This window comes from Pseudomonas sp. S2_C11, from assembly GCF_054668395.1.
Window position 1 is genome coordinate 146406 of the sequence record NZ_CP162765.1, and the last position, 15771, is coordinate 162176.

The window sequence follows — 15771 nt, forward strand, 5'->3', positions numbered from 1 at the left end:
AGCTTCACTAATTTTGCGAGGGCTTTATGGCTCGTACTACTCCGATTAGCCGCTACCGTAACATCGGTATCGTCGCTCACGTGGATGCTGGTAAAACCACCACCACCGAGCGCGTACTGTTTTACACCGGCAAAAGTCACAAAATGGGCGAGGTGCATGATGGCGCCGCGACCACAGACTGGATGGTTCAGGAGCAGGAGCGTGGTATTACCATTACTTCTGCTGCCATTACCGCCTTCTGGAAAGGTTCCGAGAAGCAGTACTCTCACGAGCACCGTTTCAACGTAATCGATACCCCGGGCCACGTTGACTTCACCATTGAAGTTGAGCGTTCCCTGCGCGTACTCGACGGCGCTGTCGTTGTGTTCTGCGGTACTTCGGGTGTTGAGCCGCAGTCGGAAACCGTATGGCGTCAAGCCAACAAATACGGCGTTCCACGTCTTGTTTACGTAAACAAGATGGACCGTGCCGGCGCCAACTTCCTGCGCGTGATCGGTCAGATCAAGCAGCGTCTGGGTCACACTCCGGTGCCGATCCAGTTGGCCATCGGTTCCGAAGACAACTTCCAGGGTCAGATCGATCTGATCAACATGCAAGCTGTCTACTGGAACGACTCCGACAAAGGTATGGTTCCTGTTCGCAAGGACATTCCTGCCGAGCTGCAAGAGCTGGCGGAAGAGTGGCGCAACAACATGGTTGAAGCTGCCGCCGAAGCCAACGAAGAGCTGATGAACAAGTACCTGGAAGGCGAAGAGCTGTCGATCGAAGAGATCAAGGCTGCTTTGCGTCAGCGTACTATCGCCGGCGAAATCGTTCTGGCCGTTTGCGGTTCTTCGTTCAAGAACAAGGGCGTTCCCCTGGTTCTCGACGCCGTTATCGACTACCTGCCTGCTCCGACCGACATTCCTGCTATCAAGGGTTCCAACCCTGATAACGAGGAAGAAGAGATGGAGCGTCATGCAGACGACAACGAGCCTTTCGCGGCTCTGGCGTTCAAGATCGCTACCGACCCATTCGTGGGTACTCTGACCTTCGTCCGCGTTTACTCGGGCGTGTTGAACTCCGGCGACGGCGTGATCAACTCGGTCAAAGGCAAGAAAGAGCGCGTGGGTCGTATGGTGCAAATGCACGCAAACGCCCGTGAAGAGATCAAGGAAGTACGCGCTGGTGACATCGCGGCCCTGATCGGCATGAAGGACGTCACCACTGGTGAAACCCTCTGCAACGCTGACAAGCCAATCATCCTGGTTCGCATGGACTTCCCGGAGCCGGTTATTTCGGTTGCTGTAGAGCCTAAGACCAAGGATGACCAGGAAAAAATGGGTATCGCTCTGGGCAAACTTGCTCAGGAAGACCCGTCTTTCCGCGTTAAAACTGATGAAGAGACTGGTCAGACGATCATCTCCGGCATGGGCGAGCTGCACCTGGACATCCTGGTTGACCGGATGCGCCGTGAGTTCAACGTCGAAGCCAACATCGGCAAGCCTCAGGTTTCGTATCGTGAGCGCATCACGAAGAACTGTGAAATCGAAGGCAAGTTCGTTCGTCAGTCCGGTGGTCGCGGCCAGTTCGGTCACTGCTGGATCCGTTTTGCTCCTGCTGACGAAGGTCAGGAAGGTCTGCAATTCGTGAACGAAGTTGTAGGTGGTGTGGTTCCTAAGGAATACATCCCGGCTATCCAGAAGGGTATCGAAGAGCAGATGAAGAACGGCGTTGTTGCCGGCTATCCGCTGATCGGCCTGAAGGCTACCGTGTTCGATGGTTCTTACCACGACGTCGACTCCAACGAGATGGCGTTTAAAGTGGCTGCTTCCATGGCGACCAAGCAACTGGCCCAGAAGGGTGGTGGTGAGTTGCTCGAGCCGATCATGGCGGTAGAGGTTGTTACGCCTGAAGACTATATGGGTGATGTGATGGGCGACCTTAACCGTCGTCGCGGCATGATCCAGGGTATGGAAGACACAGTGTCCGGCAAGGTTATCCGTGCCGAGGTTCCACTGGGTGAGATGTTCGGTTATGCGACCGACGTTCGTTCCATGTCCCAGGGTCGCGCAAGCTACTCTATGGAATTCAAAAAATATGATACGGCTCCGTCGCACATCGTCGAATCCGTAACCAAAAAACAAGGCTGATTCAGCCCCTTTAGGCTAGGAGTTAATTGTCGTGGCTAAAGAAAAATTTGATCGTTCCCTACCGCACGTCAACGTTGGCACCATCGGTCACGTTGACCACGGTAAAACCACTCTGACTGCTGCTCTGACTCGCGTTTGCTCCGAAGTTTTCGGTTCTGCAATCGTTGACTTCGACAAGATCGACAGTGCACCAGAAGAAAAAGCTCGCGGTATCACCATCAATACCGCGCACGTTGAGTACAACTCGAAGATCCGTCACTACGCTCACGTTGACTGCCCAGGTCACGCTGACTACGTGAAGAACATGATCACCGGTGCTGCTCAGATGGACGGCGCTATCCTGGTTTGCTCGGCCGCTGATGGTCCGATGCCGCAAACCCGTGAGCACATCCTGCTGTCCCGTCAGGTTGGCGTTCCGTACATCGTGGTCTTCCTGAACAAGGCTGACCTGGTAGACGACGCTGAGCTGCTGGAACTGGTTGAGATGGAAGTTCGTGACCTGCTGTCGACTTACGACTTCCCGGGCGACGACACTCCGATCATCATCGGTTCGGCTCGTATGGCGCTGGAAGGCAAAGACGACAACGAGATGGGCACCACTGCCGTCAAGAAACTGGTTGAAACTCTGGATGCCTACATCCCAGAGCCAGTTCGTATGATCGACAAGCCATTCCTGATGCCAATCGAAGACGTATTCTCGATCTCGGGTCGCGGTACTGTTGTGACTGGTCGTATCGAGCGCGGTATCGTTCGCGTTCAGGATCCGCTGGAAATCGTTGGTCTGCGTGACACCACCGTTACTACTTGCACCGGTGTTGAAATGTTCCGCAAGCTGCTCGACGAAGGTCGTGCTGGCGAGAACTGCGGCGTTCTGCTGCGTGGTACCAAGCGTGACGACGTTGAGCGTGGCCAGGTTCTGGTCAAGCCAGGTTCGGTCAAGCCGCACACCAAGTTCACCGCAGAAGTTTACGTTCTGAGCAAGGAAGAAGGCGGTCGTCACACTCCGTTCTTCAAAGGCTACCGTCCACAGTTCTACTTCCGTACTACTGACGTGACTGGTAACTGCGAGCTGCCAGAAGGCGTTGAAATGGTAATGCCAGGTGACAACATTCAGATGACTGTTACCCTGATCAAAACCATCGCGATGGAAGATGGTCTGCGTTTCGCTATCCGTGAAGGCGGTCGTACCGTCGGCGCTGGCGTCGTAGCCAAAATCATCGAGTAAGACTTTTAAAGTCAGCTTGATGAATTGAAAAAGCCCCCGCTCAGCGGGGGCTTTTTTATTGGGTTGACACCTATCGGGGGCGTCTATAGAATTGCGCCTCCTTTTAACGGGCGTATTGCGCCCGGTGGGAATAGCAGCCGGAGTCTGAAATCCAATGCAAAATCAGCAAATCCGTATCAGGTTGAAGGCTTTTGACCATCGCCTGATCGACCAATCAACCCAGGAAATCGTGGAAACCGCGAAACGTACTGGTGCTCAAGTGCGTGGTCCAATTCCACTGCCTACCCGTAAAGAGCGGTTCACCGTTCTGGTTTCCCCGCACGTCAACAAAGACGCGCGTGACCAGTACGAGATCCGCACTCATAAGCGTGTTCTGGACATCGTCCAGCCAACGGATAAAACCGTTGACGCGCTGATGAAGCTTGATCTTGCGGCCGGTGTGGAAGTGCAGATCAGCCTCGGCTAAGACTCGGTCTTGGTCGTGTAACGCTCTGAAATGGGCGGCCATAGCGGGTGAAAGCCCCGTACACTCATGAGGTTTACAACATGACTATTGGTGTAGTCGGTCGTAAATGCGGTATGACCCGTATTTTCACCGAAGAAGGTGTCTCCATTCCGGTCACGGTCATTGAGATCGAGCCGAATCGCGTCACCCAGTTCAAAACTGAAGAGACCGATGGCTATCGTGCAGTGCAAGTCACTGTCGGCGAGCGTCGCGCTTCGCGTGTAACAGCAGCTCAGGCTGGCCACTTCGCTAAAGCGAACGTTGCCGCTGGTCGCACCACCATGGAATTCCGCCTTGAAGAAGGCGAGTACCAGGCTGGCGATCTGATCAACGCTGAAATCTTCGCCGCTGGTCAACTGGTTGATGTAACCGGTCAGTCCAAGGGTAAAGGCTTCCAGGGTACGATCAAGCGTTGGAATTTCCGCGGGCAAGATAACACCCACGGTAACTCCGTATCCCACCGCGTCCCAGGCTCTATCGGCCAGTGCCAGACTCCTGGTCGTGTATTCAAGGGCAAAAAAATGTCCGGTCATATGGGCGCTGAGCGCGTGACCGTGCAGTCCCTGGAAGTAGTGCGCGTGGACGCTGAACGCAATCTGTTGTTGGTCAAGGGTGCTGTTCCTGGCGCTACTGGCGGCAACCTGGTTGTACGTCCAGCAGCCAAGGCTCGCGGTTAAGGGGAAGCTGACATGCAATTAAATGTAAATGACGCTCAAGCGATCGAAGTTTCCGAACTGACATTTGGCGGCGAATTCAACGAGACGCTGGTTCACCAAGCAGTCGTGGCCTACATGGCCGGCGGCCGTCAAGGTAGCAAGCAGCAGAAGACCCGTTCCGACGTTCGTGGTGGCGGCAAGCGCCCATGGCGTCAGAAAGGTACTGGCCGTGCTCGTGCCGGTACTATCCGTAGCCCAATCTGGCGTGGCGGCGGTACCACTTTCGCAGCTCGTCCACAGGATCACTCCCAGAAGCTGAACAAGAAGATGTATCGCGCAGCAATGCGCTCCATCCTTGCTGAGCTGGTGCGTACTGATCGTCTGGTCGTGGTTCAGGATTTCGCTGTTGAAACTCCGAAAACCAAAGATCTGCTGGGCAAACTGAACAACATGAGCCTGACCGACGTTCTGATCGTGTCGGACGCTGTTGATCAGAACCTGTACCTGGCTGCTCGCAACCTGCCGCACGTAGATGTACGTGACGTGCAAGGTTCCGATCCAGTTAGTCTGATCGCATACGACAAGGTGTTGATCACCGTGTCGGCCGTGAAGAAATTCGAGGAGCTGCTGGGATGAACCAGGAACGCGTATTTAAAGTTCTGCTTGGCCCGCACGTTTCCGAGAAGGCTACGGTTCTGGCAGACAAGAAAGGCCAGTTCGTTTTCAAGGTTGCTACTGATGCAACCAAGCTGGAAATCAAGAAGGCCGTCGAAAGCCTGTTCAGCGTGAAAGTAGAGCGCGTCACTACCCTGAACGTTCTGGGTAAGAGCAAGCGCACTGCTCGCGGTCTGGGCAAGCGTAATGACTGGAAGAAGGCAGTTATCTCCCTTCAGCCAGGCCAAGATCTCGATTTCAGCAGCAGTGCTGAGTAAGGAAGGGGTGCATCATGGCAATCGTTAAATGCAAACCGACTTCCCCTGGCCGCCGTTTTGTGGTCAAGGTGGTCAACCAGGAGCTGCATAAAGGCGCTCCTCACGCACCGCTGCTCGAGAAAAAATCGAAGTCTGGTGGTCGTAACAACAATGGCCGTATTACCACTCGTCACATCGGTGGTGGTCATAAGCAGCATTACCGTATGGTCGATTTCCGTCGCAACGACAAAGATGGCATCGTCGCCACTGTCGAGCGTATCGAATACGATCCAAACCGTACTGCTCACATCGCACTGCTGTGCTACGCAGACGGCGAGCGTCGCTACATCATCGCCCCTAAAGGCGTGAGTGCTGGCGACCAGCTGATCGCAGGCGCTCTGGCTCCAATCAAGCCAGGCAACGCTCTGCAACTGCGCAACATTCCAGTCGGTTCTACCGTACACGGCATCGAATTGAAGCCAGGTAAAGGTGCACAGATCGCTCGTTCCGCTGGTGCTTCGGCTCAGCTGATCGCTCGTGAAGGTGTCTACGTGACCCTGCGTCTGCGTTCCGGTGAAATGCGTAAAGTCCTGGCTGAATGCCGTGCGACCCTGGGTGAAGTCTCGAACTCCGAGCACAGCCTGCGTTCGCTGGGTAAAGCTGGTGCCAAACGCTGGCGTGGCGTTCGCCCAACCGTTCGTGGTGTTGCCATGAACCCGGTTGACCACCCACATGGTGGTGGTGAAGGTCGTACCTCTGGTGGTCGTCATCCGGTATCGCCATGGGGCTTCCCGACTAAGGGTGCGAAGACTCGTGGTAATAAGCGTACCGACAAAATGATCGTCCGTCGTCGCAAGTAAATAGAGGGATACGACAGTGCCACGTTCTCTGAAAAAAGGTCCTTTTATTGATCTTCACCTACTGAAGAAGATCGAAGTGGCGGCGGAAAAGAACGATCGCAAACCAATTAAAACCTGGTCGCGTCGTTCGATGATCCTGCCACAAATGGTCGGTCTGACCATTGCAGTACACAACGGTCGTCAGCACGTCCCAGTTCTCGTTAACGAAGACATGGTCGGCCACAAACTGGGCGAGTTCGCCGGTACCCGCAACTATCGCGGGCACGTGGCTGACAAGAAAGCCAAGCGTTAAGGGGTAAGGAAATGGAAGTAGCCGCTAAGTTGTCGGGCGCTCGAATCTCCGCCCAGAAAGCCCGCTTGGTCGCCGACCAGATCCGCGGGAAGAAGGTGGGCGAAGCGCTCAACCTGTTGGCTTTCAGCAGTAAGAAAGCCGCCGAGATCATGAAGAAAGTGCTGGAGTCGGCCGTAGCCAACGCCGAGCATAACGAAGGCGCAGACGTTGATGACCTGAAGGTCAGCACCGTTTTCGTCAACGAAGGGCGTTCGCTGAAGCGCATCATGCCACGTGCCAAAGGCCGTGCTGATCGCATCGTCAAGCGGTCTTGCCATATCACTGTCAAGGTTGCTGACAAGTAACGGAGTCGAAGAGATGGGTCAGAAAGTACATCCCATTGGCATTCGCCTGGGAATCGTCAAGGAGCACACCTCCGTCTGGTACGCAGACGGTCGGACTTATGCGGACTACTTGTTCGCAGATCTGAAAGTGCGTGAGTATCTCCAAGACAAACTAAAAAGCGCGTCCGTAAGCCGTATCGATATCCATCGTCCGGCCCAAACTGCACGCATCACCATCCACACCGCTCGTCCAGGTATCGTTATCGGGAAGAAAGGTGAAGATGTTGAGAAACTGCGTCAGGACCTGACCAAGCAAATGGGTGTGCCTGTGCACATCAATATCGAAGAGATCCGCAAGCCGGAGCTCGACGGTATGCTGGTTGCGCAGAGCGTAGCTCAGCAGCTGGAGCGTCGTGTAATGTTCCGTCGCGCTATGAAGCGCGCTGTACAGAACGCCATGCGCATTGGTGCCAAAGGCATCAAAATCCAAGTGAGCGGTCGTCTCGGCGGTGCTGAAATCGCACGTACTGAATGGTATCGCGAAGGTCGTGTGCCACTGCACACCCTGCGTGCCGACATCGACTATGCCAACTACGAAGCTCACACCACTTACGGTGTGATCGGTGTAAAGGTTTGGATCTTCAAAGGCGAAGTTATTGGTGGTCGCCAAGAAGAACTGAAACCACAAGCACCAGCGCCTCGTAAAAAAGCTGCTAAGTAAGGGGTACGCCAAATGTTGCAACCAAAGCGTACGAAGTTCCGCAAGCAGATGACCGGCCACAACCGTGGTCTGGCACTGCGCGGTAGCAAAGTCAGCTTCGGCGAGTTCGCGCTGAAGTCTGTTGCTCGTGGTCGTCTCACCGCTCGTCAGATCGAGTCAGCGCGTCGTGCTCTGACCCGTCACGTAAAACGTGGCGGCAAGATCTGGATCCGTGTATTCCCGGACAAGCCGATTTCCAAGAAACCTCTCGAGGTTCGTATGGGTAAAGGTAAGGGTAACGTGGAGTACTGGGTTGCCCAGATTCAGCCAGGCAAAGTCCTGTATGAAATCGAGGGTGTTTCTGAAGAGCTGGCGCGTGAGGCTTTCGCCCTGGCTGCTGCAAAGCTGCCGCTCGCCACCTCCTTTGTTAAACGGACGGTGATGTGATGAAAGCGAATGAACTTCGTGAAAAATCCGCACAGCAGCTGAACGAGCAACTGCTCGGCTTGCTGCGCGACCAGTTCAATCTGCGCATGCAGAAAGCAACTGGCCAGTTGGGGCAGTCTCATCTGCTCTCGCAAGTTAAGCGTGACATCGCTCGCGTGAAGACTGTGCTCAACCAGCAGGCAGGTAAGTGATCATGGCTGAAGCCGAAAAAACTGTCCGTACGCTGACTGGCCGTGTTGTCAGCGACAAGATGGACAAAACCATCACCGTTCTGATCGAGCGTCGCGTAAAGCACCCGATCTACGGTAAATACGTTAAGCGTTCGACTAAGCTGCACGCGCACGACGAAACCAATCAGTGCCACATCGGCGACAAAGTCACTATTCGTGAAACTCGTCCGATGGCCAAGACCAAGTCTTGGGCGCTGGTTGATGTTCTCGAACGCGCTGTGGAAGTCTAAGGGCTAGGGGTCGGAGAAATTATATGATTCAGACTCAATCCATGCTCGATGTGGCCGATAACAGCGGCGCTCGCCGTGTTATGTGCATCAAGGTGCTGGGTGGCTCCCATCGTCGTTACGCTGGTATCGGTGACATCATCAAAGTTACCGTGAAGGAAGCAATTCCTCGCGGTAAAGTGAAAAAAGGCCAAGTGATGACTGCTGTTGTAGTCCGCACTCGTCACGGCGTACGTCGTGCTGATGGCTCCATTATCCGCTTTGATGGCAACGCTGCTGTTCTTCTGAACAACAAGCAAGAGCCGATCGGCACCCGTATCTTTGGGCCAGTGACCCGTGAACTTCGTACTGAGAAGTTCATGAAGATCGTCTCGCTCGCCCCAGAAGTGCTGTAAGGAGATCCGACATGCAAAAGATTCGTCGTGACGACGAGATCATCGTGATCGCCGGCAAAGACAAAGGTAAGCGCGGTAAGGTGCTGAAGGTTCTTGCTGACAACCGTCTGGTTGTTGGTGGTCTGAACCTGGTCAAGCGTCATACCAAGCCTAACCCGATGTCGGGCGTACAGGGCGGTATCGTCGAGAAAGAAGCGCCACTGCACGCTTCCAACGTCGCCATCTTCAACGGCGAAACCAACAAGGCTGACCGCGTTGGTTTCAAAGTAGAAGACGGTAAGAAAATTCGTGTCTTCAAGTCGACCCAAAAAGCGGTTGATGCTTGAACACTGCTAGGTAGAAGACCATGGCACGACTAAAAGAGATTTACCGGAAGGAAATCGCTCCGAAACTTAAGGAAGAACTTAAGCTTTCGAACGTGATGGAAGTTCCGCGCGTTACCAAAATCACCCTGAACATGGGTCTGGGCGAAGCGATCGGCGACAAAAAAGTCATCGAGCACGCTGTTGCTGACCTGGAAAAGATCACCGGCCAGAAAGTCGTTGTGACCTACGCTCGTAAATCCATCGCTGGCTTTAAAGTCCGCGAAGGATGGCCGATCGGCGTCAAAGTGACCCTGCGCCGTGAGCGTATGTACGAGTTCCTGGATCGTCTGCTGTCGATCTCCCTGCCTCGGGTTCGCGACTTCCGCGGCCTGAATGCCAAGTCCTTCGATGGTCGTGGCAACTACAGCATGGGCGTGAAAGAGCAGATCATCTTCCCGGAAATCGACTACGACAAGATCGATGCTCTCCGCGGTCTGGACATTACCCTGACCACCACTGCCAAGAACGATGATGAAGGCCGCGCTCTGCTGCGTGCTTTCAAATTCCCGTTCCGCAACTGATTGGAGTAGGAAAATGGCCAAGAAGAGCATGAAGAACCGTGAGCTGAAGCGTCAGCTCACCGTTGCCAAGTACGCCACCAAGCGTGCAGCGCTGAAAGCTATCATCGTCGATCTGAACGCAAGTCCAGAAGCGCGTTGGGAAGCTACCGTAGCTCTGCAGAAGCAACCACGTGACGCAAGCGCTTCGCGCATGCGTAACCGTTGCCGCCTGACTGGTCGTCCGCACGGCGTGTACCGCAAGTTCGGCCTCGGCCGTAACATGCTGCGTCAAGCTGCAATGCGTGGTGACGTGCCAGGTCTGGTTAAAGCCAGCTGGTAATTGTTGTCAAAGTCTCGATGTTCGGGTTCGCAAGAACCTGACCATCGGTGGCCTTGAATCTGAATCAAGCCCCTTTTGGGGCTTGATTCATTTCTGGGGTGTGTCTAGAATGACCGGCTCGCCTGAGCCCGTGTTTTTCTGCCCGGAAGTTCTCGGCGACAAGTAGTAGCCGCAAGGCTAATTTTTTTGTATTAGGAGCGTCTAGCCCATGAGTATGCAGGACCCGTTAGCGGACATGCTAACTCGAATCCGTAATGCCCAGATGGCTGAAAAGTCTGTCGTAAGCATGCCGTCTTCCACGTTGAAGGCTGCTGTAGCAAAAGTCCTGAAGGACGAAGGTTACATCGCGGATTTTCAGATCACCACCGACGCCAAGCCGTCGCTGTCCATCTCGCTGAAGTACTTCGAAGGCCGTCCGGTTATCGAAGAAGTGAAGCGCGTTAGTCGTCCAGGCCTGCGTCAGTACAAGTCCGTTGAAGATCTGCCGAAAGTTCGTGGCGGTCTTGGCGTGTCTATCGTCTCCACCAACAAAGGTGTGATGACTGATCGTGCTGCGCGCGCTGCCGGTGTCGGCGGCGAAGTTCTTTGCACTGTGTTCTAAGGGGGGATAAGCATGTCTCGCGTCGCTAAGAACCCCGTTAAGCTGCCAGCCGGTGTCGAAGTCAAATTCGCAGGCCAACAGCTTTCGGTGAAGGGTGCCAAGGGCACTCTTGAACTGAACATCCATTCGTCCGTTGAGATCGTTGAAGAAGCTGGTGAGCTGCGTTTCGCTGCTCGCAATGGCGATCAACAAACTCGCGCAATGGCCGGTACCACGCGTGCGTTGGTAAACAACATGGTCCAGGGCGTAAGCCAAGGCTTCGAGCGCAAGCTCCAGCTGGTCGGTGTTGGTTACAAAGCGCAAGCAAAAGGTCAGGTTCTGAACCTGGCTCTTGGCTTCTCGCACCCAGTGGATTACGAACTGCCGGAAGGCATCACCGCTGAGACTCCTAGCCAGACCGATATCCTGATCAAGGGCATCGACAAGCAGCTGGTAGGTCAAGTGGCCGCCGAGATCCGCGACTTCCGTCCACCAGAGCCGTACAAAGGCAAAGGTGTGCGCTACGCGGACGAAGTCGTCCGTCGTAAAGAAGCCAAGAAGAAGTAGGGCATAGCAAATGACCGACAAAAAAGTTACTCGACTGCGTCGCGCTCGCAAAGCACGCCTGAAAATGCACGAACTCGAAGTCGTGCGTCTCTGCGTGTTCCGCTCGTCGCAGCACATCTACGCCCAGGTCATCTCGGCCGACGGCAACAAAGTCCTGGCAAGTGCCTCGACTTTGGATAAAGAACTGCGTGATGGTGCCACTGGCAACATCGACGCGGCCACAAAGGTTGGCCAGCTGGTCGCTACGCGTGCTAAGGCCGCTGGCGTATCGCAAGTGGCTTTCGACCGCTCTGGCTTCAAGTACCATGGCCGCGTTAAAGCGCTGGCTGATGCTGCTCGTGAAGCTGGGCTGGAGTTCTAAGTTATGTCAAATAACGACCAAAAGCGCGACGAAGGCTACATCGAGAAGCTGGTTCAAGTTAACCGCGTAGCCAAAACCGTTAAAGGCGGCCGTATCTTCACTTTCACCGCGTTGACCGTGGTTGGTGATGGTAAAGGGCGTGTTGGCTTCGGCCGTGGCAAGTCGCGTGAAGTGCCTGCTGCGATCCAGAAGGCAATGGAAGCTGCTCGCCGTAACATGATTCAAGTTGACCTGAACGGCACCACTCTGCAGTACGCGATGAAGTCCGCTCACGGCGCTTCGAAGGTGTACATGCAGCCTGCTTCTGAAGGTACCGGTATCATCGCTGGCGGCGCTATGCGTGCTGTCCTCGAAGTTGCTGGCGTTCAGAACGTTCTGGCCAAGTGCTACGGCTCGACTAACCCGGTAAACGTGGTTCACGCCACTTTCAAGGGTCTGAAGGCTATGCAGTCTCCTGAGTCCATCGCTGCCAAGCGTGGCCTGCGTGTTGAGGAGATCAAGTAATCATGGCTACCGTTAAAGTTACGCTGATCAAAAGCATGACCGGCCGCATCCCTAACCACAAACTGTGCGTTAAGGGTCTGGGTCTGCGTCGCATCGGTCACACTGTAGAAGTCCAGGATACTCCCGAGAATCGCGGGATGATCAACAAGGCTTACTACATGCTGCGTGTCGAGGGTTAATCGATGAAACTCAATGATCTGAGTCCAGCGCCGGGTTCCCGTCGCGAAAAGCATCGTCCGGGCCGTGGTATCGGTAGTGGTTTGGGCAAGACTGGTGGCCGTGGTCACAAAGGTCAGACCTCCCGCTCCGGTGGCACCATCGCTCCAGGCTTTGAAGGCGGTCAACAGCCGCTGCATCGTCGTCTGCCTAAGTTCGGTTTCGTTTCCCTGAAAGCCATGGATCGCGCAGAAGTGCGTTTGTCCGAGCTGGCTAAAGTGGAAGGCGACATCGTTACTGTGCAGTCCCTGAAAGATGCCAACGTGATCAACGTCAACGTACAGCGTGTGAAAATCATGCTGTCCGGTGAAGTGACTCGCGCTGTCACTATCGGCAAGGGAATCGGCGCCACCAAAGGTGCGCGTGCGGCTATCGAAGCAGCTGGCGGCAAGTTCGAGGAATAAATGGCTAAGCAAGGTGCTCTCTCTGCGCTCGGCAAAGGCGGTATGTCTGAACTCTGGGCTCGTCTGCGTTTTCTGTTCCTGGCGATTATCGTCTACCGAATAGGCGCACACATCCCGGTTCCAGGTATCAACCCGGACCGACTCGCAGACCTGTTTCGACAGAATGAGGGGACCATTCTTAGCTTGTTCAACATGTTCTCCGGCGGCGCGCTGGAACGGATGAGCATCTTTGCACTGGGGATCATGCCGTACATTTCGGCATCGATCATCATGCAATTGATGACCGCCGTCAGCCCGCAGCTGGAGCAGTTGAAGAAGGAAGGTGAAGCTGGCCGTCGCAAGATTAGCCAGTACACCCGCTACCTCACCGTCGCTCTCGCTCTGGTCCAGGCTATTGGCATGTCCATTGGTCTGGCGGGGCAGGGCGTCGCGTTCACTGGTGACTTTGGCTTCCATTTCGTCGCGGTAACCACATTTGTGGCTGGTGCGATGTTCATGATGTGGCTGGGTGAGCAGATTACTGAGCGTGGTGTTGGCAACGGTATCTCGATGTTGATTTTTTCGGGTATCGTCGCCGGTCTTCCGAGAGCAATCGGGCAGTCTTTCGAGTCTGCGCGTCAGGGTGATATCAACATCTTCGCCCTGGTTGCCATCGGTTTGCTGGCAGTAGCGATTATCGGTTTCGTGGTGTTCATTGAGCGTGGTCAGCGTCGTATCGCTGTTCATTACGCCAAGCGTCAGCAGGGCCGCAAGGTTTTTGCTGCGCAGACAAGCCACTTGCCGCTGAAGGTGAACATGGCCGGTGTTATTCCGGCTATTTTCGCGAGCAGCATTTTGCTGTTCCCGGCTTCGTTGGGTGCCTGGTTCGGTCAGTCTGAAGGTATGGGCTGGTTGCAGGACATCTCGCAGTCGATCGCTCCTGGTCAGCCGTTGAATATTCTGCTGTTTAGTGCAGGGATTATTTTCTTCTGCTTCTTCTATACGGCGTTGATGTTCAATCCGAAAGACGTAGCGGAAAACCTGAAGAAGTCCGGTGCCTTTATTCCGGGCATTCGTCCAGGTGAGCAGTCTGCGCGCTATATTGATGGCGTTCTGACCCGCTTGACCCTGTTCGGTGCTCTTTACATGACGGCCGTGTGCCTGTTGCCCCAATTCCTGGTGGTTGCAGCAAACGTTCCGTTCTACCTTGGCGGGACCTCGTTGCTGATCGTGGTCGTGGTTGTGATGGACTTCATGTCCCAAGTACAATCGCACCTCGTTTCGCACCAGTACGAATCCCTGATGAAGAAAGCCAACCTGAAGGGTTACGGCAGCGGCATGTTGCGCTGAGTACCCATAAGGTTCGAGGAGTTGGTGATGAAAGTTCGTGCATCGGTGAAAAAGCTGTGCCGTAACTGCAAGATTATTCGCCGCGAAGGTGTTGTTCGAGTAATTTGCAGCGCGGAACCGCGTCACAAACAGCGCCAAGGCTGAGTGTGATTGTGCTTCAAGCCCGGTAGCTAGTGCGCTACCGGGTTGATTATTTGTTATTACAGCGATATTATCTCGCGCCCTATTTCTTGGCTTCCGGGGCGTAGGTAGCTGTCAATTGGAGTCCCACTGAATGGCCCGTATTGCAGGCGTTAACATTCCAGATAACAAGCATACTGTTATCTCGCTGACCTACATCTATGGTGTTGGTCGCACTACTGCGCAGAAGATCTGTGCAGTGACTGGGGTAAACCCAGCAGCAAAGATCAAAGATCTGAGCGACGAGCAAATTGAACAGCTGCGTGGCGAAGTGGCGAAGTTCACCACTGAAGGTGACCTGCGTCGCGAAATCAACATGAAAATCAAGCGCTTGATGGACCTCGGTTGCTATCGCGGTCTGCGTCATCGTCGTGGTCTGCCAGTACGCGGTCAGCGTACCAAGACCAACGCGCGTACCCGTAAAGGTCCGCGTAAGCCGATCCGCAAGTAATCGCCCCAGCGAATCGACAGGAATTTAATCATGGCAAAACCTGCTGCTCGTCCTCGTAAAAAAGTTAAAAAGACAGTGGTTGATGGCATCGCCCACATCCATGCATCTTTTAACAACACCATCGTGACCATTACCGACCGTCAAGGTAACGCTCTTTCCTGGGCTACCTCCGGTGGTTCGGGTTTCCGCGGTTCCCGCAAGTCCACCCCGTTCGCTGCTCAAGTAGCTGCTGAACGTGCTGGTCAAGCTGCGCTGGAATACGGCCTGAAAAACCTCGACGTCAACGTCAAGGGTCCAGGTCCAGGTCGTGAATCCGCAGTCCGCGCTTTGAACGGCTGTGGCTACAAGATCGCCAGCATCACCGACGTGACGCCAATCCCGCACAACGGGTGCCGTCCGCCGAAGAAGCGCCGCGTGTAATCCAGGAGATTGTAAAGAATGGCTCGTTACATTGGTCCAAAATGCAAACTCGCTCGTCGCGAAGGCACCGATCTCTTCCTGAAGAGCGGCGTGCGCGCGATCGAATCGAAGTGCAACATTGAAGCAGCACCTGGTATCCACGGCCAGCGCCGCGGTCGCCAGTCCGACTACGGCACCCAACTGCGTGAAAAGCAGAAGGTCCGTCGTATCTACGGCGTTCTCGAGCGTCAGTTCAGCGGCTACTACAAAGAAGCTGCTGGCAAGAAAGGTGCAACCGGTGAAAACCTGCTGCAACTGCTCGAATGCCGTCTGGACAACGTTGTATACCGTATGGGCTTTGGTTCGACTCGTGCCGAATCCCGTCAACTGGTATCGCACAAGTCGATCAGCGTTAACGGTCAGACCGTAAACGTTCCGTCGTATCAGGTTCGTGCTGGTGACGTGGTTGCAGTTCGCGAGAAAGCAAAAAACCAGCTTCGCATTGTCCAAGCTCTCGATCTGTGTGCCCAACGTGGCCGCGTAGAATGGGTAGAAGTAGACACTGAGAAGAAGTCGGGCGTTTTCAAGAACGTTCCTGCTCGCAGTGATCTGTCCGCCGACATCAACGAAAGCCTGATTGTCGAGCTCTACTCCAAGTAAGGGCTAGAAAAT

General features: G+C 54.6%; 28 protein-coding genes. All 28 read left to right on the forward strand.

Features of this window, described 5'->3' with window-relative positions:
* Positions 1–26: 26 nt before the first annotated feature.
* The 28 genes from fusA (at position 27) to rpsD (ending at position 15759) form a co-directional block, all read left to right on the forward strand.
* Positions 27–2132: an elongation factor G gene (fusA, locus tag AB4N48_RS00665; RefSeq protein WP_016772942.1), complete on the forward strand. Its 2106-nt coding sequence runs from the start codon at positions 27–29 to the stop codon at positions 2130–2132.
* Positions 2133–2163: 31 nt separating this feature from the next.
* Positions 2164–3357 (forward strand): elongation factor Tu, encoded by a 1194-nt coding sequence (tuf, locus tag AB4N48_RS00670; RefSeq protein WP_064361246.1) that lies wholly within the window; start codon positions 2164–2166, stop codon positions 3355–3357.
* Positions 3358–3511: 154 nt separating this feature from the next.
* Positions 3512–3823, forward strand: a complete 312-nt coding sequence (rpsJ, locus tag AB4N48_RS00675) for a 30S ribosomal protein S10 (RefSeq protein WP_003186070.1) — start codon at positions 3512–3514, stop codon at positions 3821–3823.
* 80 nt (positions 3824–3903) lie between these two features.
* The gene (gene rplC, locus AB4N48_RS00680) at positions 3904–4539 is read left to right on the forward strand and encodes a 50S ribosomal protein L3 (protein WP_003228738.1); all 636 of its coding nucleotides are present in this window, start codon (positions 3904–3906) and stop codon (positions 4537–4539) included.
* 12 nt (positions 4540–4551) lie between these two features.
* Positions 4552–5154: a 50S ribosomal protein L4 gene (gene rplD, locus AB4N48_RS00685; protein WP_003228735.1), complete on the forward strand. Its 603-nt coding sequence runs from the start codon at positions 4552–4554 to the stop codon at positions 5152–5154.
* The gene (rplW, locus tag AB4N48_RS00690) at positions 5151–5450 is read left to right on the forward strand and encodes a 50S ribosomal protein L23 (RefSeq protein ID WP_002555488.1); all 300 of its coding nucleotides are present in this window, start codon (positions 5151–5153) and stop codon (positions 5448–5450) included. Before rplD ends, rplW begins: the two co-directional genes overlap by 4 nt.
* Positions 5451–5464: 14 nt before the next feature.
* Entirely contained in the window at positions 5465–6289 is an 825-nt protein-coding gene (gene rplB, locus AB4N48_RS00695) for a 50S ribosomal protein L2 (RefSeq protein WP_016772943.1), read from the forward strand.
* A gap of 16 nt (positions 6290–6305) precedes the next feature.
* Entirely contained in the window at positions 6306–6581 is a 276-nt protein-coding gene (gene rpsS / locus AB4N48_RS00700) for a 30S ribosomal protein S19 (protein ID WP_011336172.1), read from the forward strand.
* An 11-nt stretch (positions 6582–6592) separates the two neighbouring features.
* Complete coding sequence (gene rplV, locus AB4N48_RS00705; protein WP_003103908.1) at positions 6593–6925, forward strand: 50S ribosomal protein L22; 333 nt, start codon at positions 6593–6595, stop codon at positions 6923–6925.
* Positions 6926–6938: 13 nt separating this feature from the next.
* Entirely contained in the window at positions 6939–7625 is a 687-nt protein-coding gene (gene rpsC, locus AB4N48_RS00710) for a 30S ribosomal protein S3 (protein ID WP_003176422.1), read from the forward strand.
* Positions 7626–7637: 12 nt separating this feature from the next.
* A complete protein-coding gene (gene rplP / locus AB4N48_RS00715) occupies positions 7638–8051 on the forward strand; it encodes a 50S ribosomal protein L16 (RefSeq protein WP_003228729.1) in 414 nt (137 codons plus the stop codon).
* Positions 8051–8242 (forward strand): 50S ribosomal protein L29, encoded by a 192-nt coding sequence (gene rpmC / locus AB4N48_RS00720; RefSeq protein WP_002555481.1) that lies wholly within the window; start codon positions 8051–8053, stop codon positions 8240–8242. Before rplP ends, rpmC begins: the two co-directional genes overlap by 1 nt.
* Before the next feature lie 2 nt (positions 8243–8244).
* The gene (gene rpsQ / locus AB4N48_RS00725) at positions 8245–8511 is read left to right on the forward strand and encodes a 30S ribosomal protein S17 (RefSeq protein ID WP_003194644.1); all 267 of its coding nucleotides are present in this window, start codon (positions 8245–8247) and stop codon (positions 8509–8511) included.
* A 23-nt stretch (positions 8512–8534) separates the two neighbouring features.
* The gene (rplN, locus tag AB4N48_RS00730) at positions 8535–8903 is read left to right on the forward strand and encodes a 50S ribosomal protein L14 (protein WP_002555479.1); all 369 of its coding nucleotides are present in this window, start codon (positions 8535–8537) and stop codon (positions 8901–8903) included.
* A gap of 11 nt (positions 8904–8914) precedes the next feature.
* Positions 8915–9229, forward strand: a complete 315-nt coding sequence (rplX, locus tag AB4N48_RS00735; RefSeq protein ID WP_003186046.1) for a 50S ribosomal protein L24 — start codon at positions 8915–8917, stop codon at positions 9227–9229.
* A 20-nt stretch (positions 9230–9249) separates the two neighbouring features.
* Positions 9250–9789, forward strand: a complete 540-nt coding sequence (gene rplE, locus AB4N48_RS00740; protein ID WP_003210069.1) for a 50S ribosomal protein L5 — start codon at positions 9250–9252, stop codon at positions 9787–9789.
* Between the two features lie 13 nt (positions 9790–9802).
* Positions 9803–10108 carry a 30S ribosomal protein S14 gene (rpsN, locus tag AB4N48_RS00745; RefSeq protein ID WP_003186042.1) on the forward strand — a complete coding sequence of 102 codons (306 nt, stop codon included), beginning with the start codon at positions 9803–9805 and terminating at the stop codon, positions 10106–10108.
* A 208-nt stretch (positions 10109–10316) separates the two neighbouring features.
* The gene (gene rpsH / locus AB4N48_RS00750) at positions 10317–10709 is read left to right on the forward strand and encodes a 30S ribosomal protein S8 (protein ID WP_016772944.1); all 393 of its coding nucleotides are present in this window, start codon (positions 10317–10319) and stop codon (positions 10707–10709) included.
* Positions 10710–10721: 12 nt separating this feature from the next.
* Complete coding sequence (gene rplF, locus AB4N48_RS00755; RefSeq protein ID WP_003228722.1) at positions 10722–11255, forward strand: 50S ribosomal protein L6; 534 nt, start codon at positions 10722–10724, stop codon at positions 11253–11255.
* Between the two features lie 10 nt (positions 11256–11265).
* A complete protein-coding gene (gene rplR, locus AB4N48_RS00760) occupies positions 11266–11616 on the forward strand; it encodes a 50S ribosomal protein L18 (protein ID WP_003186037.1) in 351 nt (116 codons plus the stop codon).
* Between the two features lie 3 nt (positions 11617–11619).
* A complete protein-coding gene (rpsE, locus tag AB4N48_RS00765) occupies positions 11620–12120 on the forward strand; it encodes a 30S ribosomal protein S5 (RefSeq protein ID WP_007955637.1) in 501 nt (166 codons plus the stop codon).
* A gap of 2 nt (positions 12121–12122) precedes the next feature.
* On the forward strand, positions 12123–12299 hold the full coding sequence (rpmD, locus tag AB4N48_RS00770; RefSeq protein WP_003176408.1) for a 50S ribosomal protein L30: 177 nt from the start codon (positions 12123–12125) through the stop codon (positions 12297–12299).
* A 3-nt stretch (positions 12300–12302) separates the two neighbouring features.
* Positions 12303–12740: a 50S ribosomal protein L15 gene (gene rplO, locus AB4N48_RS00775; protein WP_003228720.1), complete on the forward strand. Its 438-nt coding sequence runs from the start codon at positions 12303–12305 to the stop codon at positions 12738–12740.
* The gene (gene secY, locus AB4N48_RS00780) at positions 12741–14069 is read left to right on the forward strand and encodes a preprotein translocase subunit SecY (RefSeq protein ID WP_016772945.1); all 1329 of its coding nucleotides are present in this window, start codon (positions 12741–12743) and stop codon (positions 14067–14069) included.
* A gap of 27 nt (positions 14070–14096) precedes the next feature.
* Complete coding sequence (gene rpmJ / locus AB4N48_RS00785; protein WP_002555468.1) at positions 14097–14213, forward strand: 50S ribosomal protein L36; 117 nt, start codon at positions 14097–14099, stop codon at positions 14211–14213.
* Between the two features lie 130 nt (positions 14214–14343).
* A complete protein-coding gene (gene rpsM / locus AB4N48_RS00790) occupies positions 14344–14700 on the forward strand; it encodes a 30S ribosomal protein S13 (RefSeq protein WP_003186020.1) in 357 nt (118 codons plus the stop codon).
* A 30-nt stretch (positions 14701–14730) separates the two neighbouring features.
* Positions 14731–15120: a 30S ribosomal protein S11 gene (rpsK, locus tag AB4N48_RS00795; RefSeq protein WP_002555466.1), complete on the forward strand. Its 390-nt coding sequence runs from the start codon at positions 14731–14733 to the stop codon at positions 15118–15120.
* 18 nt (positions 15121–15138) lie between these two features.
* A complete protein-coding gene (gene rpsD / locus AB4N48_RS00800; protein ID WP_003176404.1) occupies positions 15139–15759 on the forward strand; it encodes a 30S ribosomal protein S4 in 621 nt (206 codons plus the stop codon).
* Positions 15760–15771: the final 12 nt, after the last annotated feature.